Source organism: Actinomycetospora callitridis (assembly GCF_028737265.1).
In the GTDB taxonomy this organism is placed as follows: domain Bacteria; phylum Actinomycetota; class Actinomycetes; order Mycobacteriales; family Pseudonocardiaceae; genus Actinomycetospora; species Actinomycetospora callitridis.
This window is the reverse complement of the sequence record NZ_JAQZAK010000001.1, coordinates 435074-459368: the sequence shown is the minus strand read 5'-3', so window position 1 is coordinate 459368 and position 24295 is coordinate 435074. Positions and strand designations below refer to the sequence as shown.

At 76.1% G+C, this 24295-nt stretch carries 18 protein-coding genes and 1 tRNA gene; 10 read left to right on the top strand and 9 right to left on the bottom strand.

Translation table 11 applies throughout. The annotated features are described in order from the left end of the window. Nucleotides 1-160: 160 nt before the first annotated feature. Nucleotides 161-2932 carry a helix-turn-helix transcriptional regulator gene (locus tag PH191_RS02245; RefSeq protein ID WP_274193003.1) on the top strand — a complete coding sequence of 924 codons (2772 nt, stop codon included), beginning with the start codon at nucleotides 161-163 and terminating at the stop codon, nucleotides 2930-2932. 10 nt (nucleotides 2933-2942) lie between these two features. On the opposite strand, the gene PH191_RS02240 is transcribed toward PH191_RS02245, so the two are convergent. Continuing rightward, nucleotides 2943-4340, bottom strand: coding sequence for an NAD(P)H-quinone dehydrogenase (locus PH191_RS02240; protein WP_274193002.1), 1398 nt, complete (start codon nucleotides 4338-4340; stop codon nucleotides 2943-2945). A gap of 134 nt (nucleotides 4341-4474) precedes the next feature. On the opposite strand from PH191_RS02240, the gene PH191_RS02235 reads away from it, so the two are divergent. Beyond that, nucleotides 4475-4945 (top strand): gamma-glutamylcyclotransferase family protein, encoded by a 471-nt coding sequence (locus PH191_RS02235; RefSeq protein WP_274193001.1) that lies wholly within the window; start codon nucleotides 4475-4477, stop codon nucleotides 4943-4945. Nucleotides 4946-5002: 57 nt separating this feature from the next. Here PH191_RS02235 and PH191_RS02230 read toward each other — a convergent pair whose 3' ends face one another. Beyond that, nucleotides 5003-7786 (bottom strand): Tex family protein, encoded by a 2784-nt coding sequence (locus PH191_RS02230; RefSeq protein WP_274193656.1) that lies wholly within the window; start codon nucleotides 7784-7786, stop codon nucleotides 5003-5005. Between the two features lie 131 nt (nucleotides 7787-7917). Then, nucleotides 7918-9141 carry an amidohydrolase gene (locus PH191_RS02225; protein ID WP_274193000.1) on the bottom strand — a complete coding sequence of 408 codons (1224 nt, stop codon included), beginning with the start codon at nucleotides 9139-9141 and terminating at the stop codon, nucleotides 7918-7920. A gap of 287 nt (nucleotides 9142-9428) precedes the next feature. Between PH191_RS02225 and PH191_RS02220 the strand changes: the two genes are divergently transcribed. From PH191_RS02220 to PH191_RS02205, 4 genes are all read left to right on the top strand, one after another. Beyond that, a complete protein-coding gene (locus PH191_RS02220) occupies nucleotides 9429-12338 on the top strand; it encodes a serine/threonine-protein kinase (RefSeq protein ID WP_274192999.1) in 2910 nt (969 codons plus the stop codon). 11 nt (nucleotides 12339-12349) lie between these two features. Next, nucleotides 12350-13183, top strand: coding sequence for a purine-nucleoside phosphorylase (locus PH191_RS02215; RefSeq protein ID WP_274192998.1), 834 nt, complete (start codon nucleotides 12350-12352; stop codon nucleotides 13181-13183). Further along, entirely contained in the window at nucleotides 13180-13656 is a 477-nt protein-coding gene (locus tag PH191_RS02210; RefSeq protein ID WP_274192997.1) for a flavodoxin family protein, read from the top strand. The genes PH191_RS02215 and PH191_RS02210 overlap by 4 nt, the downstream gene beginning before the upstream one ends. A gap of 69 nt (nucleotides 13657-13725) precedes the next feature. Beyond that, complete coding sequence (locus tag PH191_RS02205; RefSeq protein WP_274192996.1) at nucleotides 13726-14661, top strand: NADP-dependent oxidoreductase; 936 nt, start codon at nucleotides 13726-13728, stop codon at nucleotides 14659-14661. Here PH191_RS02205 and rsmI read toward each other — a convergent pair. Continuing rightward, on the bottom strand, nucleotides 14650-15498 hold the full coding sequence (rsmI, locus tag PH191_RS02200; protein ID WP_274192995.1) for a 16S rRNA (cytidine(1402)-2'-O)-methyltransferase: 849 nt from the start codon (nucleotides 15496-15498) through the stop codon (nucleotides 14650-14652). The two genes, PH191_RS02205 and rsmI, sit on opposite strands and share 12 nt — an antisense overlap. 34 nt (nucleotides 15499-15532) lie before the next feature. On the opposite strand from rsmI, the gene PH191_RS02195 reads away from it, so the two are divergent. Beyond that, on the top strand, nucleotides 15533-17098 hold the full coding sequence (locus PH191_RS02195; protein WP_274192994.1) for a dolichyl-phosphate-mannose--protein mannosyltransferase: 1566 nt from the start codon (nucleotides 15533-15535) through the stop codon (nucleotides 17096-17098). Between the two features lie 67 nt (nucleotides 17099-17165). Here PH191_RS02195 and PH191_RS02190 read toward each other — a convergent pair whose 3' ends face one another. Then, on the bottom strand, nucleotides 17166-18017 hold the full coding sequence (locus PH191_RS02190) for a class I SAM-dependent methyltransferase (protein WP_274192993.1): 852 nt from the start codon (nucleotides 18015-18017) through the stop codon (nucleotides 17166-17168). 54 nt (nucleotides 18018-18071) lie between these two features. Here PH191_RS02190 and PH191_RS02185 point away from each other — a divergent pair, with 54 nt between their 5' ends. Next, on the top strand, nucleotides 18072-18692 hold the full coding sequence (locus PH191_RS02185) for a PadR family transcriptional regulator (protein ID WP_274192992.1): 621 nt from the start codon (nucleotides 18072-18074) through the stop codon (nucleotides 18690-18692). 17 nt (nucleotides 18693-18709) lie between these two features. On the opposite strand, the gene PH191_RS02180 is transcribed toward PH191_RS02185, so the two are convergent. From PH191_RS02180 to glp, 4 genes are all read right to left on the bottom strand, one after another. Beyond that, nucleotides 18710-18782: transfer RNA gene (locus PH191_RS02180), tRNA-Ala, on the bottom strand. A gap of 50 nt (nucleotides 18783-18832) precedes the next feature. Continuing rightward, nucleotides 18833-19930 (bottom strand): divisome protein SepX/GlpR, encoded by a 1098-nt coding sequence (gene sepX, locus PH191_RS02175; protein WP_274192991.1) that lies wholly within the window; start codon nucleotides 19928-19930, stop codon nucleotides 18833-18835. Nucleotides 19931-20150: 220 nt separating this feature from the next. Next, nucleotides 20151-20828, bottom strand: coding sequence for a GNAT family N-acetyltransferase (locus PH191_RS02170; RefSeq protein ID WP_274192990.1), 678 nt, complete (start codon nucleotides 20826-20828; stop codon nucleotides 20151-20153). Between the two features lie 5 nt (nucleotides 20829-20833). Beyond that, nucleotides 20834-22087, bottom strand: a complete 1254-nt coding sequence (gene glp, locus PH191_RS02165; RefSeq protein ID WP_274192989.1) for a molybdotransferase-like divisome protein Glp — start codon at nucleotides 22085-22087, stop codon at nucleotides 20834-20836. Between the two features lie 126 nt (nucleotides 22088-22213). Between glp and PH191_RS02160 the strand changes: the two genes are divergently transcribed. Both PH191_RS02160 and PH191_RS02155 read left to right on the top strand, forming a co-directional pair. Continuing rightward, nucleotides 22214-23575, top strand: a complete 1362-nt coding sequence (locus PH191_RS02160) for a UTP--glucose-1-phosphate uridylyltransferase (RefSeq protein WP_274192988.1) — start codon at nucleotides 22214-22216, stop codon at nucleotides 23573-23575. Further along, nucleotides 23572-24198, top strand: coding sequence for a 5-formyltetrahydrofolate cyclo-ligase (locus PH191_RS02155; RefSeq protein WP_274192987.1), 627 nt, complete (start codon nucleotides 23572-23574; stop codon nucleotides 24196-24198). Before PH191_RS02160 ends, PH191_RS02155 begins: the two co-directional genes overlap by 4 nt. The last annotated feature ends 97 nt before the right edge of the window (nucleotides 24199-24295 follow it).

Below are 24295 nucleotides of genomic sequence, written 5' to 3'. Positions count from 1 at the left end.
GTCGGTGCCGGTCCGACCTCCGCGCCCCGCCCATGGGGGGGACGGGCGGGACGAGCTGTCGTCGACGGCCGCTCGGGCGACACCGTCCACTGTCGTCGGCCACGGAGGCCCTCGCCCCAGGCAGAATCCCTAGTCGTCCGTCGCTCCGGGGGGAGGACGCGTGGAGGGTGTCGGTCGCGGCGTCGAGCTCGGCCGTCTGCTCGACGTGGCGCGGCGGGTCCGCACCGCCACCCCGCCCCCGGTCCTGATCACCGGGCCGGCCGGGATCGGCAAGTCCGAGCTCGTCGACCGGCTGCGCCGGCACGTCGAGGGTCCCGACGGCCCGGCCGGTCCCGACGGGATGACCGTGGTGCGGGCGGTGGCCCCCGACGTCGAGGTGAGCCGTCCCGGCGCGCTGCTCGAGGGCTGCCTCGCGGCCGCCCGCGCGGCCGGCGCCCGGCCCGACGACGTCCCGACGGGTCCGTCGCGCCCGGGGGCGGCGGCGCTGCTCGCGGCCCTCGAGGACCTGGCCGACCGCCGACCCGTGCTGCTCGTCGCGGACGACCTGCACCGCGCGGACCCCGAGTCGCTGGCGACGCTGCGGCGCCTGCTGCACCGCCTGGCCCCGCTGCGCGTGATGACCGTGCTCGCCGGTCACGACCGGCCCGACGACTGGCTCGAGCCCCCGCCCGGCGACGCGTGGCCCGAGGACACCGTGCGGCTGACCCTCCGCGGGCTCACCGACGCCGAGGTCGCCGAGCTGGCCCGGGAGATCGACCCCCACGTGACGCCGTGGACGGTCGCGCGCCTGCGCGAGGAGACCGACGGCAACCCGATGTACCTGCGCGCGGTGCTCGCCGACAGGCACTCCACGGACGGGGACCTCGCGGGCCGCTACCGGCTCGGGCGCCCGCGCCCACCCGGATCGCTCGCCGCGGGCCTGCGGCGGCGGCTGGCCGGCGCCCCGCCGAGGGCCCGGGAGGCGCTCGAGGCCCTGGCCGTCCTGGGCGAGCCGGCGTCGGTGCACGTCCTGCGCACCCTGACCGGCCACGACACGGTGTCCGAGGACTGCGCCCCGGCGGTGCGGGAGGGGCTCCTCGAGGCGCAGGTCGACGAGACCGACGAGATCCTCTCCTACCGGTCCGCCCTCGTCCGCGACGCCGTGTACGGGAGCCTCCCGGCCGCCCGGCGCCGCGCCCTGCACCGGCACGCCGCCGACCTCACCGGCGGCACCGCGCACTGGCGCCACCTCGTGGGGAGCACCGACGGTCCCGACGCCGATCTCGCCGACGCCCTGGAGAAGGCGGCGACCGGCGAGTTCGAGCAGGGCGCCCTGGTCGCGGCGGCGGAGTACCTCCTGTGGGCCGCCGCGCGCAGCGCCGACGAGGGCGCCCGGGCCGCTCGCCTCACCGAGGGCGTCCGCCTGCTGGTGCACGCGGCGCGGGAGGGCCACGCCCTGACGCACACCGCCGAGATCCAGGCGCTCCCCGACGGTCCGGCGCGCTCGGAGCTGCTCGGGCTGCTGGCCTTCGCCCGCGACGAGGTCACCGCCTCGCGTGACCTGTTGGTCGCGGCGCGGGCCGGGATGGTCGACGGGGCGGTGCCGGGCGAGTCCGTCGCGCGCCTCGACCTCGAGCTGGCCTACGTCCACTGCCAGCTCGGCGACGGGGAGGCGGCCGTGCGCGCGGCCGACGACGCCCGCCGCCAGATCCCCGCGCAGCACCGGCTGGTGCCCCTCGCCCGCGCCTTCCTCGCCGCCGGCACGGCCCTCACCGACGGCCCCGTGCGCGGCCTCGAGCACCTCGCCTTCCTGCCGGCGTCGCCGGCGCGCGCCACCCCCTACGAGCTCGCCGCCCTCACCCAGCGCGGCACCCTCAACGGGCTCCTCGGCCGGCTCGCCCCGGCGTGCGCCGACCTGACCGTCGTCGCCCGGCGCCGGGGCACCCCGCTCGCCCACCTGCTCGGGGTGTCCGCCCAGGTCCACCTCATCTGGTGCGACTACCTGCTCGGCGAGTGGGACGCCGCCCGCCGCGAGCTCGAGGTCGCCGTCGAGGCCGTCACGCGCCACGGACGCAGCGTCGACCACGCCACGCTCTGGTCGCTCTCGTCGATCCTGCACGCCGGGCGTGGCGAGTACGACGCCGCGCGCGCCGACCTGGCGCGCGCCCGGATGCTGGCCGAGGCCGCCGACTTCCTCGGGCCCCGGATCCACCTCACGCTGGCCGACGCCGCCATCGCGCAGGCCGAGGGCCGCGCCGGGGACGTCGCGAGCACGCTGAGCGCGCTGACGCCCGACGAGGTCGAGCCCGACCGCGTCCAGCTGTACTCGGGGTGGTGGCTCCCGGCGCTGGTCGACAGCCACCTCGACACCGGACGGCTGGACAGCGCGGCGCGGGCCCTCGCCGCGCTCGACCGGGTGCCGTCGGCGGGCAGCTGCCTGCCGGTCGCGCGGGCCTGGCTCGCCGGTCGGCTCGCGGCGGCCCTCGGCGACCTCGCCGGAGCGCGCCGGGCCTTCGAGGCCGGCCTCGCGCTGCCGGCCGAGGGCGGCGAACCCGGCTGGTACCGGACGCGGCTGCGCCACGCGTACGGGACGACGCTCGTGCTCGCCGGCCACCGGTCCGCGGGCCGGACCGCCCTCGACGCCGCGGCGGACGCCTTCAGCCGCCTCGGCGCCCGCCCGTTCCTGGAGCGCTGCCTGGCGGACCTCGCGGACGCGGCGGATCCCGCCGACCCGGCCGTCGGGGCCACTCCGGCCCGCGGGCGCTGGGCCGACGACCTCACCGACCGCGAGCGGGAGGTCACGACGCTCGTCGGGCGCGGGTGGACGAACCCCGAGATCGCCGCCGAGCTGTTCGTCTCGACCAAGACCGTCGAGTACCACCTGCGCAACGTCTACGGGAAGCTCGGCCTCCGCGGCCGGCGCGCGCTGCGCGATCGGGTGCAGAGCCGCTGACCAGCAGGAACTAGTCCAAGTCGTCGTGCTGCATCAGGCGACGGCCCGCCTCGGTGACCGAGCCCGAGAGCGACGGGTAGATCGAGAACGTGTGGGCGAGGTCGTTCACCGTCAGGTTGTTCTGCACGGCCATGGCCAGCGGGAGGATCAGCTCGCTGGCCACCGGCGCCACGATCACCCCGCCGATGACGACGCCCGTCGCCGGCCGGCAGAACACCTTGACGAAGCCCTCGCGCAGGCCGGACATCTTCGCCCTCGGGTTCGTGCCCAGCGGCATGATGACCTCGCGGGCGTGGAACTCCCCGCTCTCCACCTGGGCGTGGCTGATGCCGACGGTGGCGACCTCGGGGCGGGTGAACACCGCCGAGGCGACGGTCTTGAGACGCAGCGGGGCGACGCCCTCGCCCAACGCGTGCCACATGGCGATCCGGCCCTGCATCGCGGCCACCGACGCGAGCGGCAGCAGGCCGGTGCAGTCGCCGGCGGCGTAGACGCCGGGGATCGCGGTGCGGGAGACGCGGTCGACGTCGATGTGACCGCTCTCGCGCAGCTCCAGGCCGATGTTGGCGGCGCCGATGTCGGCGGTGTTCGGCACCGAGCCGACGGTCATCAGCGCGTGCGACCCCTCGACGTCCCGCCCGTCGGACAGCGTCACCCGCACCCCGTCGGCGGTGGCGACGACCTTGTCGGCCCGCGAGCGCGGCTCGATCGTCACGCCGCGCTCGGTGAACACCTCCTCGAGCGTCGTCGCGGCGTCGGGGTCCTCGTGCGGCAGGACGCGGTCGCGGCTGGAGATCAGCGTGACGGGCACGCCCAGCTCGGCGTAGGCGGAGACGAACTCGGCGCCGGTGACCCCGGAGCCGACCACGATGAGGTGCTCGGGCAGCGCCTCGAGGTCGTAGATCTGGCGCCAGGTCAGGATCCGCTTCCCGTCCGGCTGCGCGTCGGGCAGCACGCGCGGGGACGCCCCGGTGGCGACGAGGGCGACGTCCGCGGTGACCGTCTCGGTGGAGCCGTCGGGGTACGCGATACAGACGTCGTGGGTGGCGCTGCTGCGGTCGCTCTCCTCGAACCACGCGCGGCCCTGCACGACGCGCACGCCCTCGGCCTGCAGCTTCGTGCGCACGTCGGCGGACTGGGCGAGGGCGAGCCCGTGCACACGGGCGTTGACGCGCGGCAGGTCGACGCGCGGGTCGTCGACGTCGACGCCCATCTCGGCCGTCGCGCGGAACCCGGCGCGGACCCCCGCCGAGGCGATGAAGGTCTTGGAGGGCACGCAGTCGTACGCCACGCAGTTGCCGCCGAGGCTGTCCTCCTCGACGACGGTGACGTCGGCCTCGTGCTGGGCGGCGACGAGGGCCGCTTCGTACCCGGCCGGCCCTCCACCGAGGATGACGATGCGGGTCATGCGGTGCTCCTCCTGCAACCTGTGGTGACTCCCAGTGTCCCCCGCCCCGACGACCGGTACGCACCGACCGTGTTCCGGAACTCGACGGACCGGGTCGCGGCCGGAGCCCACCCTGGCTGACTACCCTGTCCGCCGTGCCGCTCTACGCCGCGTACGGATCCAACATGGACCCCGAGCAGATGATGCAACGGGCGCCCCATTCCCCGATGTCGGGGACGGGGTGGCTCGAGGGGTGGCGCCTGACCTTCGGCGGGGAGGACCTCGGTTGGGAGGGCGCCCTCTCCACCGTCGTCGAGGAGCCCGACTCCCGCGTGTTCGTCGTGCTCTACGACGTCAGCCCGCTCGACGTCGACCAGCTCGACCGCTGGGAGGGGGGCGAGCTGGGGATGCACAAGAAGCTCCGGCTGCGCATCCAGACGATGGACGGGCCGCAGCTCGCCTGGGTCTACGTCCTCGACGCCTACGAGGGCGGCCTGCCGTCGGCCCGCTACATCGGGGTGCTCTCCGACGCCGCCGAGGGCGCCGGAGCCCCCGACGACTACGTGCGCGCCCTGCGCGAGCGCCCCTGCCGCTCCGTCGGCCCAGGGCCCGGCTCGGAGCCCTAGAGAGCTGACTCCGGTGACGAGACCCGCGCTCAGCGCGGGTTCCGCCACCGACGTCGCTCAGCTGTTGTAGCCGGCGCGGCGCAGGGCCTCGGCCATGGCGCCGTTGGTGGGCGCGGGCCGACGGTCGCGCGAGCCACGCTGGTCGCGGCCCCCCTGACCGCCCTGGCCGGGCTTGCCGCGGTCGCCACCCCGGGCCCGGTCCCCGCCCTTGCCCCGGTCGTCCCGGCCCTGGCCACCGCGCTCGCCCGGGCCGCCCTGGCCCCGGCCGCCGTCACGCCGGCCCCGGCCGCCGCGCTCGCCGGGCTTCTGGTCAGCAGCCTTCTGGTCAGCAGCCTTCTGGTCGCCGGGCTTCTGGTCGCCGGGCTTCTGGTCGGCGGGCTTCTGCTCGGCCGGCGCCTCCGCGGCCGTGGCCTGGGCGGCCGGCGTCTGCTCGGCGGGCTTCGGCTCGCCCTGGCCCCGTCCGCCGCCCCGGCCCCCACGACCACCGCGGCGTCGGCGCTCGCCGCCGCCCTCGGTCGGGGTGGTGGTGGCGTCGGAGGGCGTCGCCTCGGTCGCCGACCCGGCACCCGGACGTCCACGCCCCCCACGGCCGCGGCCACCCCGGCCGCCGCCGCCGGCTCCACCGGGGCGCGCGCCGCCGGTCTCGGCGGGCTGCTCCTCGTCGAGGCGCAGGGTCAGCGAGATGCGCTTGCGCTCGACGTCGACGTCGAGCACCCGCACGCGGACGACGTCGCCCGGGCCGACCACCGAGCGGGGGTCCGAGACGAAGTCCCTCGACATCGCCGAGATGTGCACCAGGCCGTCCTGGTGCACGCCCACGTCGACGAACGCGCCGAACGCCGCGACGTTGGTGACCTGGCCCTCGAGCACCATGCCCGGCGTCAGGTCGGTGATCGCCTCGACGCCCTCGGCGAACTCCGCGGTGGTGAACTCGGGGCGCGGGTCACGTCCGGGCTTGTCCAGCTCGGCGAGGATGTCGACGACGGTCGGGCGCCCGACGCGCTCGTCGGTGAAGGTGTCGGGGTCCAGGCTCGTGAGCAGGGCGGTGTTGCCCACGAGGCCCTCGACGTCGAGGCCCGTCGACTCCGCGATGCGGTGCACCACCGGGTACGACTCCGGGTGCACCGCCGAGCGGTCGAGCGGGTCGGGGCCGCCGGAGATGCGCAGGAAGCCCGCGCTCTGCTCGAACGCCTTGGCGCCCAGACGCGGTACCTCGCGCAGCGCGGTGCGCGACGCGAACGGCCCGTGCTCGTCGCGGTAGCCGACGATCGTGGTGGCGAGCCCGGTGCTGATGCCCGACACGCGGCGCAGCAGCGGCGCCGAGGCCGTGTTGACGTCGACGCCCACGGCGTTCACCGCGTCCTCGACGACGGCGTCCAGCGAGCGCGACAGGGCCGTGCCGGCGATGTCGTGCTGGTACTGCCCGACGCCGATCGACTTCGGGTCGATCTTCACGAGCTCGGCCAGCGGGTCCTGCAGGCGCCGCGCGATCGAGACCGCGCCGCGCAGTGACACGTCGAGGTCGGGCAGCTCGGCCGACGCCTGCTCCGAGGCGGAGTAGACCGACGCGCCGGCCTCGGAGACCACCGCGGCGGTGAGCCCGAGGTCGGGCTCGCGGGCGATGAGGTCGCGGACCAGGGCGTGGGTCTCGCGCGAGGCCGTGCCGTTGCCGATGGCGACCAGCTCGACACCGTGCTCGCGGGCCAGCTCGCCCAGGCGGGTGCGCGAGGCCTCCCACTGCCGGCGCGGGACGTGCGGGTGGATCGTGTCGGTGGCGACGACCTTGCCCGTGCCGTCGATGACCGCGACCTTCACGCCGGTGCGCAGGCCCGGGTCGAGGCCGAGGGTGGGTCGGGCGCCCGCGGGGGCGGCGAGCAGCAGGTCGCGCAGGTTGCCGGCGAACACCAGCACCGCGCCCTCCTCGGCCACCTCGCGGAGCCGCACCCGCAGGTCGACGACCAGGCGGGACAGGATGCGCGTGCGCCACGCCCAGCGCACGGCGTCGGTGAGCCAGCGGTCGGCGGGTCGGCCGCGGTCGGCGACGCCCACGGCCGCGGCGATGCGCGACAGGTAGACGTCGGAGATCGCGGTCTCCTCGTCGTCCGCCGCGAGCGGGTCCAGCGAGAGCGCCAGCACCTCCTCGGTCTCCCCGCGCAGCACGGCGAGGATCCGGTGCGACGGCAGGCGGGTGAACTTCTCGTCGAAGGCGCCGTAGTCGGAGAACTTCGCGGCCGCGGTGTCGCCCTCGCCGCCGCGTCCGTCGCGGTAGGTGGCCGTGAGCCGGCCGCGACGCCACATCTGCTCGCGCAGCTCGCCCACGAGGTCGGCGTCCTCCGCCCAGCGCTCGACGAGGATCGCGCGGGCGCCGTCGAGGGCGGCGTCGCGGTCGGGCACGCCGTGGTCCGGGTCGACGTAGGCGCCGGCCGCGGTGCGCGGGATGTGCGTGGGGTCGGTGAGCAGCGCGTCGGCCAGCGGCTCGAGGCCGGCCTCGCGGGCGATCGCGGCCTTCGTGCGCCGCTTCGGCTTGAACGGGAGGTAGACGTCCTCAAGGCGGCTCTTCGTCTCCGCACCGAGGATGCGCGCGGCGAGCTCGTCGTCCAGCTTGCCCTGGCCGCGGACCGACTCGAGCACCGCGGCGCGGCGCTCCTCGAGCTCGCGCAGGTAGGTCAGGCGCTCCTCGAGCGTGCGCAGCTGCGCGTCGTCGAGACCGTCCGTCGCCTCCTTGCGGTAGCGGGCGACGAACGGCACCGTCGCGCCGCCGTCGAGGAGCTCGACCGCGGCGCGCACCCGGCTCTCGGCGACGCCGAGCTCGTCGGCGATGCGGCGGGTGACCGGGGGCAGGACAGGGGCGACGGACACGCCCGGACCACCCTCTTCGGTGGTCGGGACGTCCGTGGCGGTCACCGTTGCATCGCTCACGGCCGCCATCGTGCCCGACCGTTCGCCGGGCGCGCCAAGCAGATGCGTCCGGGTCAGCCCGCGAGGGTGGCCAGCGCGGCGTGCGCCAGCGTCCGCACACCGACCGGCAGGGCACGCTCGTCGAGGTCGAACGTGGGCTGGTGCAGGTCGGACATGTCGCCCGACCCCGACCAGACGCCGAGACGGCCCATCGCGCCCGGGACGTGCTCGAGGTACCAGCCGAAGTCCTCGCCGCCGCTGGACTGCTCGGTGCCGACCGCGGCGTCGAGCCCGACGGCCCGCTCGGCCGCGCGGGCCAGCAGGTCGGCCGAGACGGCGTCGTTGACCACCGGCGGGACGCCGCGGCGGTGCTCGAGCACGTAGCCGACGCCGGTGGGCGCGAGCAGCGCGGTGACCAGCGAGCGCACCAGCGGCTCGAGCTCGTTCCACGTCGCGTGCTGGGCGGTGCGCAGCGTGCCGCCGAGCATGCCCTGCTGCGGGACGGCGTTCGTGGCGTTGCCGGCCTGGACGGTGCCCCAGACCAGGACGGTGCCCGAGCGCGGGTCGACCCGGCGGGAGAGCAGGTCGGGCAGGCCGGTGATCACGGTGCCGAGCGCGTGCACGAGGTCGGCGGTCAGGTGCGGGCGCGAGGTGTGCCCGCCGGGCGAGGTGAGGCGCAGCTCGAGCATGTCGCACGCCGAGGTGATCGCCCCGGTGCGCGTGCCGACCTTGCCGACCTCGAGACGCGGGTCGCAGTGCAGCGCGAAGATGCGGTCGACCCCGTCGAGGCCGTCGGCGGCGATGACGTCGAGCGCGCCCCCGGGCTGCACCTCCTCGGCGGGCTGGAAGATCAGCCGCACCCGGCCGGGCAGCTCCTCCGGGGACGCGGCCAGCGCGAGCCCGGCGCCGAGCACCATGGCGGTGTGGGCGTCGTGGCCGCACATGTGCGCGACACCCGGCACCTGGGACGCCCAGGGCACCTCGGTCTGCTCGGTGAGCGGCAGGGCGTCGATGTCGGCGCGCAGGGCCACCGTGCGCGGCCCCTCGCCGATGTCGCAGACCAGGCCCGTACCGGGCAGGAGCCGGGGACGCAGGCCCGCGGCGACCAGGGTCTCGGCCACCAGGCGGGTGGTTTCGTGCTCGCGGCGGGCGAGCTCGGGGCGGGCGTGGATGGCCCGACGCCAGGAGACGACGTCGTCGGCGTGCGCGGCGAGCCAGCGGTCGATCCACTCCGGGCCGTGGCCCGCGCCGAGATCGGCCACGGGGGCCGTCACCGGGCGTGGCTGTGCCAGAGTCATCGAACACACCTCCTGTGCCGAACCCGTTGCGAGTCCGACTGTCCGGCCCAGCATGCCTGCGCCGGACGGCGGTTGTGGGCAACGAGACCGCCCTCGCGCCGAGGGGTCGCGACCGCTCTGTGTGCGGCGGACCACCCCACCGGACGGTCCGACGAACGGGCGGACGGTGCTGGTCACCGGTGTGCCGGGCCGCTGCCCGGCGGTCGCCGCCCGTCCGTCGCACGTCGTTCGTCACGGGGTACCCCGGGGGCGGTCCGCCCAACGGTCGGCGTTGCCATGATGGGGACGTGACCCCCGGACCCGCCGACGCCCCCGGTCCCCGCCGGCTCGTCGGGCGCTACCGCCTCGAGCACGAGCTCGGCCGCGGCGCCATGGGCACCGTGTGGTCCGCGTACGACGAGGTCCTGCACCGCGCCGTCGCGGTCAAGGAGGTGCGGCTGTCGTCCGTGCCGGTCAACGAGCGCGGCATCGTCCGGGAGCGGACGCTGCGCGAGGCCCGGGCCACCGCGATGCTCAGCCACCCCAACGTCGTCACCCTCTACGACGTCGTCGAGGTCAACTCCGAGCCCTACGTCGTCATGGAGCTGCTGCCCTCCCGCAGCCTCGCGAGCTACATCGGCGAGCGCGGCACGCTCACCCAGCCCGAGGCGGCCGAGATCGGCTCGGCGGTGGCGTCGGCGCTGACGACGGCCCACCGGGCGGGCATCACGCACCGCGACGTCAAGCCCGGCAACGTGCTGATCGGCGAGAACGGGCAGATCAAGCTCACCGACTTCGGGATCGCCCGCAACGCGGCCGAGCAGTCGATGACGCAGACGGGCACCGTGCTCGGCTCCCCGCCCTACATCGCGCCCGAGGTGGCGATGGGCCGCGCGGTCGGGCCGGCCGCCGACCTCTGGGGGCTCGGCGCCACCCTCTTCGCCTGCCTCGAGGGACGCCCGCCCTACGACGCCGGCGACCCCGTCGGCACGGTCACCGAGGTCGTGCACGGCGACGTCCCGGTGCCCACCGGCCGCGGGCCCGTCGTCGACGTCATCCGGGGCCTCATGATCAAGGACCCGGCGCTGCGCATGCCGCTCGCCGCCGTCCGCCGGCGCCTGCGCCCGCTGCTGTCCGACCCCGAGGGGCCCGTCCTCGACGCTCCGTCGGCGCCGCGCACCGCCGCGTTCCGGGTGCCGCGGGCGGGCGAGGTCAGCGACCAGGCCGGGATCATGCCGGTCCCGGCGTCCTCCTCGCGGGGGCCGGCCGGGACGCTGGTCGAGGGGTCGCCGGACGCTCCGGGCGAGGTGCCGGCGGGCCCGCGCCCGACGCCGGACGCCAAGCCCTCCCCCACCCCGCGGACCGGGACCGAGGCCGGGAGCGGGTCCGCCGCGGCGGCCGACGAGGACGCCGCGGTGGACAAGGGCGGCGTCGCCGACCCGTCGCCGGAGGCGCCCGGGAAGAAGGACGAGGCGCAGGACGAAGCGGTCTCGGGCGAGCAGGCGGCCGCCGGCGCAGCGGTGGCGACGGGCGCGGCGGTGGCGGCGAGTGCCGCCGGCGAGGACGGCGGTGGCGAGAAGGCCGAGGCGCCGGCCGAGGGGGCCGAAGGGGCCGAGGAGCCGGCCGAGGCCGGGCCCGCGGCGGACGAGGCGACGCCCGGCGCGGCGTCCGAGGTCGAGGCTCCCGAGGTCGAGGCTCCCGAGGACGCCGAGGTCGAGTCCGGCGGCGGGGCGTCCGGGGACGAGGTCGTCGAGGCCACCCCCGTCAAGTCGGCCCCCGTCGAGTCGGCCCCCGTCGAGTCCACCCCCGTCGAGTCCGCCCCCGTCGAGTCCGCCCCCGTCAAGTCTGCCGAGGTCTCCGCGGGCACGGACGAGAAGGACGAGCCCACCGAGGCTGCGTCCACCGAGGAGAAGACGGAGGTCGAGGAGCCCGACGCCCCGGAGGCCTCCGGGGCGGCCGCCGACGACGCGGCCCCCGCGAGCACGGACACCGAGGGCCCGGAGGCGGAGCCCGCCGAGAAGACGGCGGGCGCCGACGAGGCCGACGACGACCCATCACCCGCGACGGCGGCCGACGGCGAGGATGCCGAGGCGGAGGGGCCTGCCGACGCCCCGTCCGAGAAGTCCGAGAAGACGTCCGAGGCCACGGCGGACGAGGCGGACGCACCCGAGCCCGCCGCCGACAAGCCCGCCGACAAGCCCGCCGCCGACAAGCCCGCCGAGAAGCCCGCGCCCGCCACCCCGGGCAACGGCCGGGCCCGGCCGGCGGCGGCGCGGGCCGCGGTGTCGGCACCGGGCGACGCCGAGACCACGATGGTCGCCGCCCCGCGGGTGCCGCGCTCCGAGGACGTCACGCGGGCGGTGCGCCGCCCGCCGGCTCCGCCGCCGCGCACGGTCGGGCCGCCGACGCCCGGGCGCTGGACGCCGCCCGCCGGGGCCCCGGCCCCGGGGTGGCGGCCCCCGCCCCAGCGGCCCGCCGCCGCGGCTCCGGGCGGGCCCAACGCCACCGGTCAGCGGCTGGCCGCCGACCCGGGCCCGCTGCCGTTCACGCCGTCGGCGCGGCCGGCACCGGCGCCGCGCCGGTCGCCGTGGGCCGTGGCCGGGGTGGTCGCGCTGCTCGTGCTGATGGCCGCGCTCGGGGCGATCGGGGCGTACGCGTTGACCCGCTCGCTGGCCGGCCAGGGGGCGCTGTCGACGGATCTCACGCCCTCGGGGCCCGAGGTCGCGGGCACGGTGCTCGTCGCGCACGCCGACACCGACCAGCGCTACGCGGGCACCGGCCTGGACTTCAGTGCCCTGGTGCCCGCCGGGTGGCAGCAGTTCCGGCTCGAGCAGCCCGGCGGTGACGTCACGGTGCGCTTCGTGTCGCCGGACGCGGCCCGCGAGCTGCGGATCGACCGCGTCACCGGCTTCTATCCGTCCCAGCGCGCCGCGGACTACGTCGCGCTGCTCTCGCGGCCCGACAGCCTGGGCGTGGACGGCTCGTCCGTCGGCCCGGTGGAGACGGTCGGCGCGGGCACCCCGGGCGGGGAGTCGCCCCAGCAGACCGTCTACCGCACCACCTCCGGGCCGACCGACGACCGGACGACGTGGACGCGCCTCGTGCCGTCGGGCACCAGCCTGTGGGTGATCCGGCTGACCGCCACGAGCACCGACGTCATCGGGGCACCCGACCAGTTCCAGGCCGTCGCCGACAGCTTCGCCGCACCGCCCCCCTAGGCTCGCCGCCGATGACCGACATCGAGCCGCTCGCGCCGCCCCGTCCCTCCGCCGAGGAGGCCGCGTCCGAGCTGGCCCGACGGACGGGTGCTCTGACCCACGACGTCGCGGTGGTGCTCGGTTCCGGCTGGGGCCCTGCGGCCGACGCGTTCGGCCCGCCCGTCGCCGAGATCCCGTTCTCCGAGCTGCCCGGCTTCACCCCGCCCGGCGCACCCGACCACGCCGGGGTGGCGCGCTCGGTGGAGCTCGGCGGCCGGCGTGTGCTGGTGCTCCTCGGGCGCACGCACCTCTACGAGGGCCACGGCCCGGAGCAGGTCGTGCACCCGGTGCGGACGGCCTGTGCGGCCGGCGCCACGAGCGTGGTGCTGACGAACGCCGCCGGCGGGATCGACCCCTCCTACGCGGTCGGCCAGCCGGTGCTGATCGCCGACCACCTGAACCTCACGGGCCGCTCGCCGCTCCTCGGGCCCGAGTTCGTCGACCTCACCGGCGCCTACGACCCGGGGCTGCGCGCCCTTGCCCGCGGGATCGACCCGGACCTCGCCGAGGGCGTGTACGCGGGGCTGCCCGGCCCGCACTTCGAGACCCCGGCCGAGATCCGCATGCTGGCCACCCTGGGCGCCGACCTCGTCGGGATGTCGACGGTGCTCGAGACCATCGCCGTGCGCGCCGCCGGGGTGCGGGTCGCGGGGGTCGCGCTGGTGAGCAACCCGGCGGCGGGCACCACGGACGCGCCCGTCGACCACCTCGCCGTCATCGACGCCGTCCACGCCTCCGCCGCGCGCACCGGCGCGCTCCTGGTGCGGCTCGTCGAGGCCGCGCTGCAGGAGAGCCCGACCCCGTGACCCGGGTGCTCGTCGTCCACCACACCCCCTCGCCGAGCCTGCACGAGCTGCTGGGCGCCGTCGTCGAGGGCGCGGGCACCGACGAGATCGAGGCCGAGGTGGCGGTCGTCCGCCGGCCCGCCCTCACCGCCGGCGCCGCGGACGCGCTGGCCTGCGACGGCATCGTGCTCGGCACGCCGGCGAACATCGGGACGATGTCGGGCGCGCTCAAGCACTTCTTCGACCAGATCTACTACCCGTGCCTGGACGCGACCGCCGGGCGCCCGTTCGGGCTGTACGTGCACGGCGCGTCGGACGTCGCCGGCGCCGTCCGCGACGTCCTGCGGATCACCGGCGCGCTCGGGTGGGAGCAGGTCGCCGAGGTCTGCGAGTCCACCGGCGAGATCGGCAGCGCCGAGCGCGAGGCGGCGTGGGAGCTCGGCGCCACGGTGGCGCTGCGGGCGGCGGAGCGAACGGGGAGTTCGGACGCCTAGAAGCAGCGAACCGCCCGTTCGTTGCGAGGAGGCGGGCATGCACGCCGACCCCGGGGCGTTGCGCGGGGCATGACATCGAAGGTCGTGCAGTACCGCCGCTACGGCGGTCCCGAGGTCCTCGAGCTCGTCGACCGTGAGGACCCGACGCCCGGCCCGGGCCAGGTCCGCGTGGCCGTGCGCGCCGCCGCCGTCAACCCGCTGGACTGGAAGCTCCGCGGCGGCGGGATGGCGTCCGGGGACGCGCCGGACGAGCCCCAGGTGCCCGGGTACGACGTCGCCGGCGTCGTCGACGCGCTCGGCGAGGGCGTCACGGAGTTCGCCGTGGGCGACGAGGTCGTCGGCAAGGCCACCGGCGGCGGCTACGCCGAGGAGGTCGTGGCCAAGGTCCGGGCCCTCGTGCGCAAGCCCACCGAGGTGGGGTGGGAGACCGCCGCGGCCCTGCCGGTGGTCGCGACCACGGCGTACCGCGCGCTCGCCCTGCTGGGCCTCGGCGAGGGCGACCACACCGGCACCACGATCGTCATCGACGGCGCGGCCGGGTCCGTCGGCGTGTTCGCGGTGCAGCTCGCGGTGGCCCGCGGGGCGACGGTGATCGGCAGCGCGGGCGAGGCCCACCAGGACGAGGTGCGCGCGCTCGGCGCCACCCCGGTGGTCTACGGCGAGGGCCTCGCCGACCGGGTCCGGGCGGTGGCCCCCGACGGCGTCGACCTGGGCTTCGACACCTCGGGCTACGGCGGGCTCCGCGACCTCGTCGCGCTCACGGGCTCCCCGGAGAAGGCGATCACGATCGCCGACTACGCCGGCGCGCAGGAGCTCGGCGTCACGTTCACCTCCGGCGGCGACCCGGACGACGAGAGCCGCGCCCTGACCGAGGCCCTCGACCTGCTCGCCGCCGGGCGGCTGCGCGCGCCGACCGTCGTCACCTACCCGCTCGCCGAGGCGGGCAAGGCACAGGACGACAACCAGACCCGCCGCGTGGCCGGCAAGCTCGTCCTACTTCCGTAGCTGCACCGTCGCGTCGTAGAGCGCCTTCGTCGAGACGCCGTGGACGGTCGCGACGTCGCGTGCGGCGTCCTTGAGGCGCCGGCCGTCGGCGACGAGCCCGAGGACCTCCTCCGCGAGGTCCTCGGGCTCCGGCGTCACCACGACCGCCGGGCCGAGCACCACGGTCACCTCTCCCAGCACGTCCCGGGCGCCCGCCCACGCCGCGAGGTCGGCGAGCGGACCGCGCACGACCTCCTCGTGGGTCTTGGTCAGCTCCCGGCACACCGCGCCGGCGCGGTCCCCGCCGAGCACCTCCACGGCCACGGCCAGCAGGGACGCGAGGCGGCGCGGGGACTCGAAGAACACCACGGTGCGGCGTTCACCGGCGAGCTCCCGGAACCAGCTCCGGCGCTTCCCGTCGGTGCGCGGGGCGAAGCCCTCGAAGCAGAAGCGGTCGGTCGGCAGGCCGGAGACCGCGAGCGCCATCAGCACCGCGGACGGCCCGGGCAGGCAGCGCACGGCGAGCCCGGCGTCGAGGCACGCCGTGACGACCCGGTAGCCGGGGTCCGACACGCTCGGCATCCCGCCGTCGGTGACCAGCAGGACGGTCGCGCCGCCGCGCACCTCCTCGACCAGGCCGGGCGTGCGCGCGACCTCGTTGTCCTCGCGGAAGGTGACGACCCGCCCGCCCACGCCGACGCCGAGGTCGGACGCCAACCGGGCGAGCCTGCGGGTGTCCTCCGCGGCGACGACGTCGGCCGTCGCCAGCGCGGCGCGCAGCCGCGCGGAGGCGTCCGCGGGGTCACCCAGCGGGACACCCGCCAGGAGGAGCACTCCGTCCGCACCCCCTTCTGACATCCCAGGCATCCCCGAGACCATACGATCGGCAGCCGTGACGGCCACCATCGCGCGCCCGACGCCGGACGCGGCGAGCGTGCTCCCGTCGCCGAGGGACGCGCCGGCCGTCGCCCAGCTGCTCGGGCGACCGATGCCCACCGACCGCCTGCGCGGCTGGATCGTCGCGCTCGTCCTCACCGTCGTCGGCGGGATCGTGCGGTTCTGGAACGTCGGGTGGCCCACCGACCAGGGCACCCCGATCTTCGACGAGAAGCACTACGTGCCCCAGGCCTGGCAGGTCCTGCGCAACGGCGGGTACGAGGACAACCCGGGCTACGAGCTGGTGGTCCACCCGCCGCTGTCCAAGCAGCTCATGGCGGTCGGCCAGTGGGTGTTCGGGTACGACCCGGTGGGCTGGCGCGCTGCGTCGGCGCTGGCCGGCACGATCGCGATCCTGGCGATCGTCCGGGTGGCCCGGCGCCTCACCCGCTCCACGCTGCTCGGCGCCCTCGCCGGCGTCCTGCTGATCGCCGACGGCGTCAGCCACGTGTCCGCGCGCGTCGGGATGATCGACATCTTCCCGGCGCTGTTCGTGCTGCTCGCGTTCGCGGCGATCCTGGTCGACCGCGACGACGTGCGGGCCCGGCTCGCGGTGGTCGTCGCGGAGGGCCGCATCGCGCAGACCGTGTACGGGCCGCGCCTCGGTGTGCGGTGGTGGCGCCTGGCCGCCGGCGCGTGCCTCGGGCTCTCGCTCGCCGCGAAGTGGTCGGGCCTGTACTACATCGTCTTCTTCGGCGCCCTGCTGATCGGCTTCGACATGGCCGCCCGACGGGCCGCGGGTGTCGCGCGCCCGTTCGTCGGCACGTTCGTCCGCGACGTCGCACCGGCCGTGTGGGCGTTCCTCGCCGTCCCGGTGCTGTTCTACCTCGCGAGCTGGCTGCCCTGGATCGCCAGCGAGACCGGCACCGACCGGCACGCCGTCGGACAGCAGCTTCCCGTCGGCGGAGCGGCGGCGTTCCTGCCCGACTGGCTGCGCGGGCTGGCGTACTACAGCACCAAGGTGCTGGAGTTCCACGCCACGCTCGACACCCCGCGCGGGTCGCCGCACCCCTGGGAGTCCAAGCCGTGGACGTGGCCGATGGGGCTGCGCCCGATGCTCTACTCCTACGAGTCCGGCACCGCCGAGGCCGGCTGCGGCGGCCCGTCGTGCGTGTCCGCGGTGATGCTGATCGGGACGCCCGCCCTGTGGTGGGCGTCGGTGCCGGCGCTCGGCTGGTCGATCTGGCGCGTCGTGACGACGTTCGACTGGCGCCACGCCGCGGTGCTCGTGGGCTACGGCGCGGGCTTCCTGCCGTGGTTCACCAACCTCGACCGCCAGATGTACTTCTTCTACATGACGCCGGTGGCGCCGTTCCTGGTCCTGGCGGTGGTGCTGGCCCTCGGGGAGTTCCTCGGCCGGCGGGAGCAGGGGCTCGAACGACGGCGGGTCGGGACGCTCGTGGTCGGCATCTACACCGGCCTCGTCGTCGCCAACTTCGCGTGGCTGTGGCCGATCCTCGTCGGGGCCTGGATCACCGCCGACCGCTGGAACGCGGAGCTGTGGTTGCCGTCCTGGCGCTGACCGGTTCGCCGAGGTCGCGGACGCCCACGACCGTCGGCCGACGAGACACGGGAGCAGCGCCGGGAGGTCAGGCGCGGCGGGCCGTCACGAGCCAGGTCGCCGACGCCAGCGCGACGCCGTCGGGGCCCTCGTGCTCCTGCAGGGTCGTGCGCAGCGCGTCGGACGCCTGCTCCTGCTCGGCCGGTGTGCGCCCCGCGAGCATCCAGCCGAGGAGTCCGAGGACGAACGCGTGGGCCTCCTCGGCATCGCGCCCGTAGACCATCGGGCGCGCCAGCCCCTCGCACCGGACGTCGGCGAACCCCGCGTCCCCGAGCACGGCACGCACCTCATCGGGGTCGGCGAGCGAGAACGGACCGGGTGCCCCGCGCGGCGGCGCCGGAGGCTCCCGGCCGGCCAGGGCCCTGGCGAAGGCGCCGATCCACTCGTTGCGCACCGCGGACTGCCAGGTCAGCAGCGTGAGCCGCCCATCGGGGCGCAGGGCACGGGCCAGGTTCGCGAAGGCGACGTCGGGCCGGCCGAAGAACATGGCGCCGGTGCGGCTGATCACCGCGTCGACCCCGGCCGTCGGGAACGGGTGGACCTGGGCGTCGGCGCGCTCGAACCGCGCGTTGGGCACGCCCTCGCGCTCCGCCAGGGCACGGGCCAGGTCGATCATGCGGCCGGAGAGGTCGATCCCGAGGGCCTCCCCCGCAGGGGCCGCCCGGGCCGCGGCGCGCGTCGTCAGGCCGGTGCCGCACCCGACGTCGAGCACCCGGTCGTCGGTGCCGATCCCGGCCGCGGCGTGGAAGTCGGGCTGGTAGTGGCGCAGGGCGTCGTCGAACTGCTCGGCGTGCGTGGCCCAGTAGGCGCCCTCCGTGCCGTCCCAGGCCTGTTCCTGGGCGTGGTTGGTGGGGTCGACGCGGGTCGAGGTGAGACTCATGGTGGCACTCCGATACTCTCTTGGGGAGTATTAATGTCGTCCCAAGGGGAGTACATGTCAAGCCCGCGTCCGACGAGCACGACGTTCGCCGTCCTCGGCCTCCTCGCGGTGCGGCCCTGGAGCACCTACGAGCTCACGCAGCAGATGGACCGCAGCCTGGGCCGGATGTGGCCGCGGGCGGCGAGCAAGCTCTATGAGGAGCCCAAGAAGCTCGTGACGCTCGGCTACGCGTCCGCGGAGACCGAGAACGTCGGGAAGCGGCCACGCACCGTCTACTCGATCACCGAAGAGGGCCGCACCGCACTCGCCGGCTGGCTCGCCGAGCCCGGCGAGGGTCCGGTCGTGGAGTTCGAGCAGCTGGTGAAGCTCAGCTTCGCCGAGCACGGGACCCGGGCCGACGCCCTGCGCACGGTCGCCGCCGCGCGCGCCTGGGCGGAGCGGCAGAACGTCGAGAACCTCGTGGCGGCGCGGGAGTACGCGACCGGCGAAGGACCGTTCCAGGACCGCGCGGCCCAGGGCATGCTCGCCGGCGCGTTCTTCACCGAGCTCTACGCGACCGTGGCGCGGTGGGCGGACTGGGCGAGCGAGCAGATCGAGGCCTGGCCCGAGGACCCGGCCGACGCCGTCGCCGATCCGGCGGAGCTCGCGGCGATCGCCCGGCGAGCCGACTGGTGATCCGGAGAAGGAAAGAGTGGAGCTGAGGGGAATCGAACCCCTGACCTACTCGATGCGAACGAGTCGCGCTACCAACTGCGCCACAGCCCCTGGTGCGATGACGACTCTAGCAACGCCGTCGATCGCGACCGGATGCCGGGTCAGGCCCCGGCGGCCCGCCGGTAGCCGTAGGAGCGCTCGCCGTCGAGGTCGTGGAACGCCGGGTCGTCGTCGGTGTCGTCGACCAGCTCGAGGTCGTCGGGCACGGGCGGCGCCGGCGTGCGCGGAGCCGCCCAGCGGGGCGAGGACGCGGCGCGGAGCTCCTCGTCCTCGAACCGGACCTGCTCGTCGTCATCGAGGTCGTCGGCGTCGTACTCCCCGTCGATCCAGTCCTGCTCGCGCATCGCGGCCATCCGAGCTTCGTGCTCGGCCTGACGGGCGCGACGGGCCTCCAGCGCGCGCCGCTCCCCGGAGAGGCGGGCGGCCCGGCGGACACGCACCTCCTCCTCGATGCGCGTCTGGCGGCGCAGGAAGGCCAGGTAGCCGACCAGGATGACGTCGGCGGCCGCGTGCAGCCACCACATGGCGCTGGAGACGACCAGCGCGGCCAGCGCCGAGAGCACCGCCACCGCGATCAGGCCGAGCGCGACGCGCTGGCGGAACGTGTAGCGGGCGCGCGCCGCGGCGGCCGCGGCGTCGGGGTCGAAGCCGCCCCGCCCCGGCCGGTAGGTGCGCAGGGCACGCTCGGCGACGGGCTCGTCGTCCTCGAGGTCCTCGTCGAGGTACTCGTCGTCGAGGTACTCGTCCTCGAGGTACTCGTCGTCGTCCGGGTGCGGGGCCCGACGCAGGACCCGCTCGCGCCCGGCGGGGCGGGGGTCGTCGTCGTACTCGTCGAGCTCGGCCCGCTCGTCGTCGAGGTCCTCGAGGTCGTCGAGGTCCTCGACGTTCTGGGCGTCGAGGTCGAGCTCGGCGTCGAGGGCCTCGGGGGTCTCGTCCGCGCGCTCGGCCAGCACCGTGCCGGTCGCGGTGCCGCCCGTGCCACCTCCGGCCGCCACCGTGCGTCCGGTACGTGCGTCCGCCTGCGCAGTGGTCACGGGGACCTCCTCGATCAGGGGTGCGCCCGCCGTCCGCGGCAGCACCCGGGCACTCAGATCGGCCTCGGCGGGGCGGGGAACCATCTGGCGACGCCGGGCCACGACCGGGACGAGGACCACCAGCCACGCCAGGACCAGGGCCGCGAACACGACCGAGCTCGGCACCGCACACCCCCCACCTGGGACGACCGCGACGGACCGGATCCGGTTCGTCGCAGGCGCCACGCTAGTCACACGAGCCCCGTGGGCCTCGTAGCCGACACGGCGTGTCGTGTGCGAGCGGTGACGAGATCCCTCCAGTAGGGGAACCGGACGCCAGCAGGTTTGGGTCCCTTAGCACTCGACCGGATGGTCCGGAAGTCTCAACCCCTCGGCCATGTGGGTGTCACTCTCGATCTCGCTCGGCGAGGCCGTCCCGGAGCACCCGGGCGACCAGGCCGTCGGGCAGCACGTCCTCCTCGGTGACGGCGAGGACGAGGTGGTCGCGCCAGTCGCCGTCGACCTCCAGGTACCGGCGCAGCAGCCCCTCCTCGCGGAAGCCGAGCTTCGCGAGCACCCGCCGGCTGCGCACGTTCTCCGGTCGCACCGTCGCCTCGATGCGGTGCAGGCCGACGCGGGCGAAGCAGTGGTCGACGGCCAGCGCGACGGCCGCCGTCGCGACGCCGCCGCCCGCGACCTGCGCGCTCACCCAGTAGCCGACGTAGGCCGAGAGCAACGGCTCGCGCACCACGTTGCCGATCACGACCTGGCCGGCGAACTCGCCGTCGACGAGCAGCGTGAACGGCAGCGCCTGGCCCGCGCGTCCCATCGAGCGCAGCGCGCTCCACCGCGCCGGCCACTCCGAGAGCGCGTTGCGCTCCGCCCACGGGCCGGGCAGCGTCGGCTCCCACGGCGCGAGGTGCTCCTCGTCCCGCTGCCGGATCCGCGACCAGGCCCGGCCGTCCCGCAGGCGCACCGGCCGCAGCTCGACGACGCCCGCCGGCACCCTCAGGGTCCGGGTGCGCGCGGGCCAGCCGGGGTGGCGCCCGGTCGGCCGGGGCCCGCCCCACGGGGGTCGGGACACGCGCGTCAGGTGCGCGGCGCGAGGAAGGACACCCGCACGGGGGCGTCCATGCCGACCTCGGTGGTGTCCTCGCCGATCACGATGAGCGCGTTGGCCTCCGCGAGCGAGGACAGCAGGTGGGAGTCCGATCCGCCCAGGGGCTGGGCGAGGTAGTCGGCGGTCCCGCGGTCGCGCAGCAGGCGCCCGCGCACGTAGCTGCGGCGCCCGGGCGGGGACGTCACCGGCGAGAGCAGGGAGGCGGTGACCTCGCGGCGGTGCAGCTCCTGGCGGCCCAGCGCCAGCCGGATGAGCGGGCGCACGAGCACCTCGAACGCGACGAGCGCCGACACCGGGTTCGCGGGGAGCAGGAACGTCGGGATCTCCTCGGCGCCGAGCCGACCGAAGCCCTGGACGGAGCCGGGGTGCATGGCCACCCGCGAGATGTCGACGGACCCGAGCGCCGACAGCGTGTCCTGGACGTCCTCCCCCAGGCGCCCGCCGACGCCGCCCGCGAGGACGACGATCTCGGAGCGCGCGAGCGCCGACTCGACCGCCTCGCGCAGCGCCGTCGCGTCGGCGGAGACGAGGGGCAGGCGCGTGACCTCGGCGCCGGCGTCCGCGGCCGCGGCGGCCAGGGCGTAGGAGTTGACGTCGACGACCTGGCCGGTGCCGGGCGTGCGGTCGAGGTCGACCAGCTCGTCGCCGACCGCGAGCACCGACACCCGCGGGCGAGGGTGCACGAGCACCTTGGTGCGCCCGACCGCGGCCAGCAGGCCCACCTGGGCGGGGCCGACGGTGGCGCCGCGGCGGACGGCGACGTCCCCGGGGGCCACGTCCTCGCCGACCCGGCGCACCCAGGCCGCCGACGGCACGGGCGTCTTGACGGTGAGCCGGGCCCGGTGCCCGGTGCCCTTGCTGCCCGGGTCGTCGGCCGCGTCGGTGTGGTCGTGCGGGACGACGGCGTCGGCCAGCGTCGGCAGGGGCGCGCCGGTGGCGACCCGCACGGCCTGGCCGGGCTGGAGGCGGTGCGCCTGCCGGGACCCGACCGCGACCTCGCCCACCACGGGCAGCTCGACGGGCTCCTCGGCCGCGGCGCGCACGTCGACGCTGCGCACGGCGAACCCGTCGACGGCCGCCTGGTCGAACCCGGGCAGCGCCCGGTCGGCGACGACCTCCTCGGCGCACAGCAGGCCCTGCGCGGAGGAGATGTCGACCCGGATCGGCGCGGGGCGGACCGCGGCGTCGAGCACACGGCGCAGCTGGGCCTCGACCGTCCTCACCGCCTGCGCCTTCCCTCTGGCCGGCTCCTCATGCGCACCATCGTCCTACGCCGGGCGTCGGGCGGAGGGGACCGACGCGCCCGATATCGTGGGACGGGTCCCGCGCCCCGTTGGTGAGAGAGCCGCATGACCTACGTCGACGCCGCCCTGGCGACCCTGACCGAGCGTGACGCGCACCCCGCGGAGGTCGAGGCCTTCCGCCGTCGCCTCGAGCAGCTGGCCAAGCCGGAGAGCGCCGTCGTGCCCGGGGACGAGCTCTCCGAGGTGGGCGACCTGCCCGCCCTCGACGACCTCGGCGAGCCGGACGACGCCGCGGCGCGCGACGCGCTGGACCGCCTCGCCGTGATCAAGCTCAACGGCGGCCTCGGCACGAGCATGGGCCTCGCGGGCCCCAAGTCGCTGCTGGAGATCAAGCCCGGCACGAGCTTCCTCGACGCCGTCGCCCGCCAGACCCTCGCGCTGCGCGAGCGCCACGGCGCGCGCCTGCCGCTGCTGGTGATGAACTCCGAGGGCACCCGCGAGCCCTCGCTCGCCGCGCTGCGCCGGCACGAGGGCCTCGAGGACCCCGAGCTGCCGCTGGACTTCCTGCAGGGCTCCGAGCCCAAGCTGCGCGCCGACGACTGGCACCCCGTCTCGTGGCCGGCCGACCCGCGCCTCGAGTGGTGCCCGCCGGGGCACGGCGACCTCTACACCGCGCTCGCCGCGTCCGGGACCCTCGAGGCGCTGCTCGCGGCCGGCGTGCGCTGGTGCTTCGTGTCGAACTCCGACAACCTCGGCGCGATCCCCGACGTGCGGATCGCGGCGTGGATGGCCGAGCAGGGCGTGCCGTTCGCGCTCGAGGTGGCCCGCCGCACCCCGATGGACCGCAAGGGCGGGCACCTCGCCCGCCGCGACGGCGCCCTCGTGCTGCGCGAGACCGCCCAGGTGCCCGACGGCGACGACTCGTTCACCGACATCGAGCAGTTCTGCTTCTTCAACACCAACAACCTGTGGTTCGACCTCGAGCACCTGCGCACGCTCCAGCAGGCCGATCCGGCGGCGCCGTACCTGCCACTGATCGTCAACAAGAAGACCGTCGACCCCACGGACAAGTCGTCGACGGCCGTGCTGCAGCTCGAGACCGCGATGGGCGCGGCGATCGGGTCGATCGAGGACGCGCGGGCGATCGAGGTGCCGCGCAACCGGTTCGCGCCGGTCAAGACCACCGACGACCTGCTCGTCGCGCGCTCGGACCTCTACGACCTCACCGACGACGGCCGGATGGTGCCCACGCGCGCCGACTTCCCGACCGTCGGCCTGGAGAAGGCCCGGTTCGGGATGCTCGACGACTTCGAGCGCCGGTTCGCGGGCGGGGCGCCGTCGCTGGCGCGCGCGTCGTCGCTGACCGTCTCGGGGGACGTCACCTTCGGGGCCGACGTCACCGTCGAGGGCGACGTGACGGTCGAGGGGCCGCGCCACGTCGACGACGGCGAGACGCTGCGGGGGTGACCCGCTCGAAGGCCGAGTGGCGCCGCCCGCTGCTGGCGGCACGGCGCGGCCGTCCCGACGAGGCGCGCCGGGCCGACGCGGCGGCGCTGGCGGCGGGGCTCCCCGGGGTGCTCGACGGGGTCGACGACCCGGTGTGCCTGTTCGTCGCCGTGCGCGGCGAGCCGGGCGCGACCCCCGACGGCGCGCTGCCCGTGCTCGACGCCGCCCGCGCGCTCGGGCGTCGCGTGCTCCTGCCCGTGACGGTGGGCGGGGCGCCGCTGGACTGGGCTCCGTACGAGGGTCCCGGTTCTCTCGGTCCCGGACCCCACGGCCTCCTCGAGCCCACGGGACCGCGCCTGGGTCCCTCCGCTGTGGCCGACGCCGGCCTCGTCGTCGTCCCGGCGCTGGCCGTCGACCACCGCGGCGTGCGCCTCGGCCGCGGCGGCGGGCACTACGACCGCACGCTGCCCCTCACGGGCGCCGCGACCCGCCTGGTGGCCCTCGTGGGCGACGACGAGCTGGTCGAGGGCCCCCTGCCCGCCGAGCCCCACGACGTCGCCGTCCACGCCGTCTGGCGCCCCCGCGCGGGCGTCACCTCGCTCCCGATCTCGCCGGCGTCGTGGTCAGCCCGGGGGCCACGCTGACGTTCATCGTCAGGAAATCCCCCCGCTCGCGGCGACGAGGCCGCGTCCACCACCCACGGAACAGCCGTGACCCTCGCGGCGTTGGCACTCGGGTGGC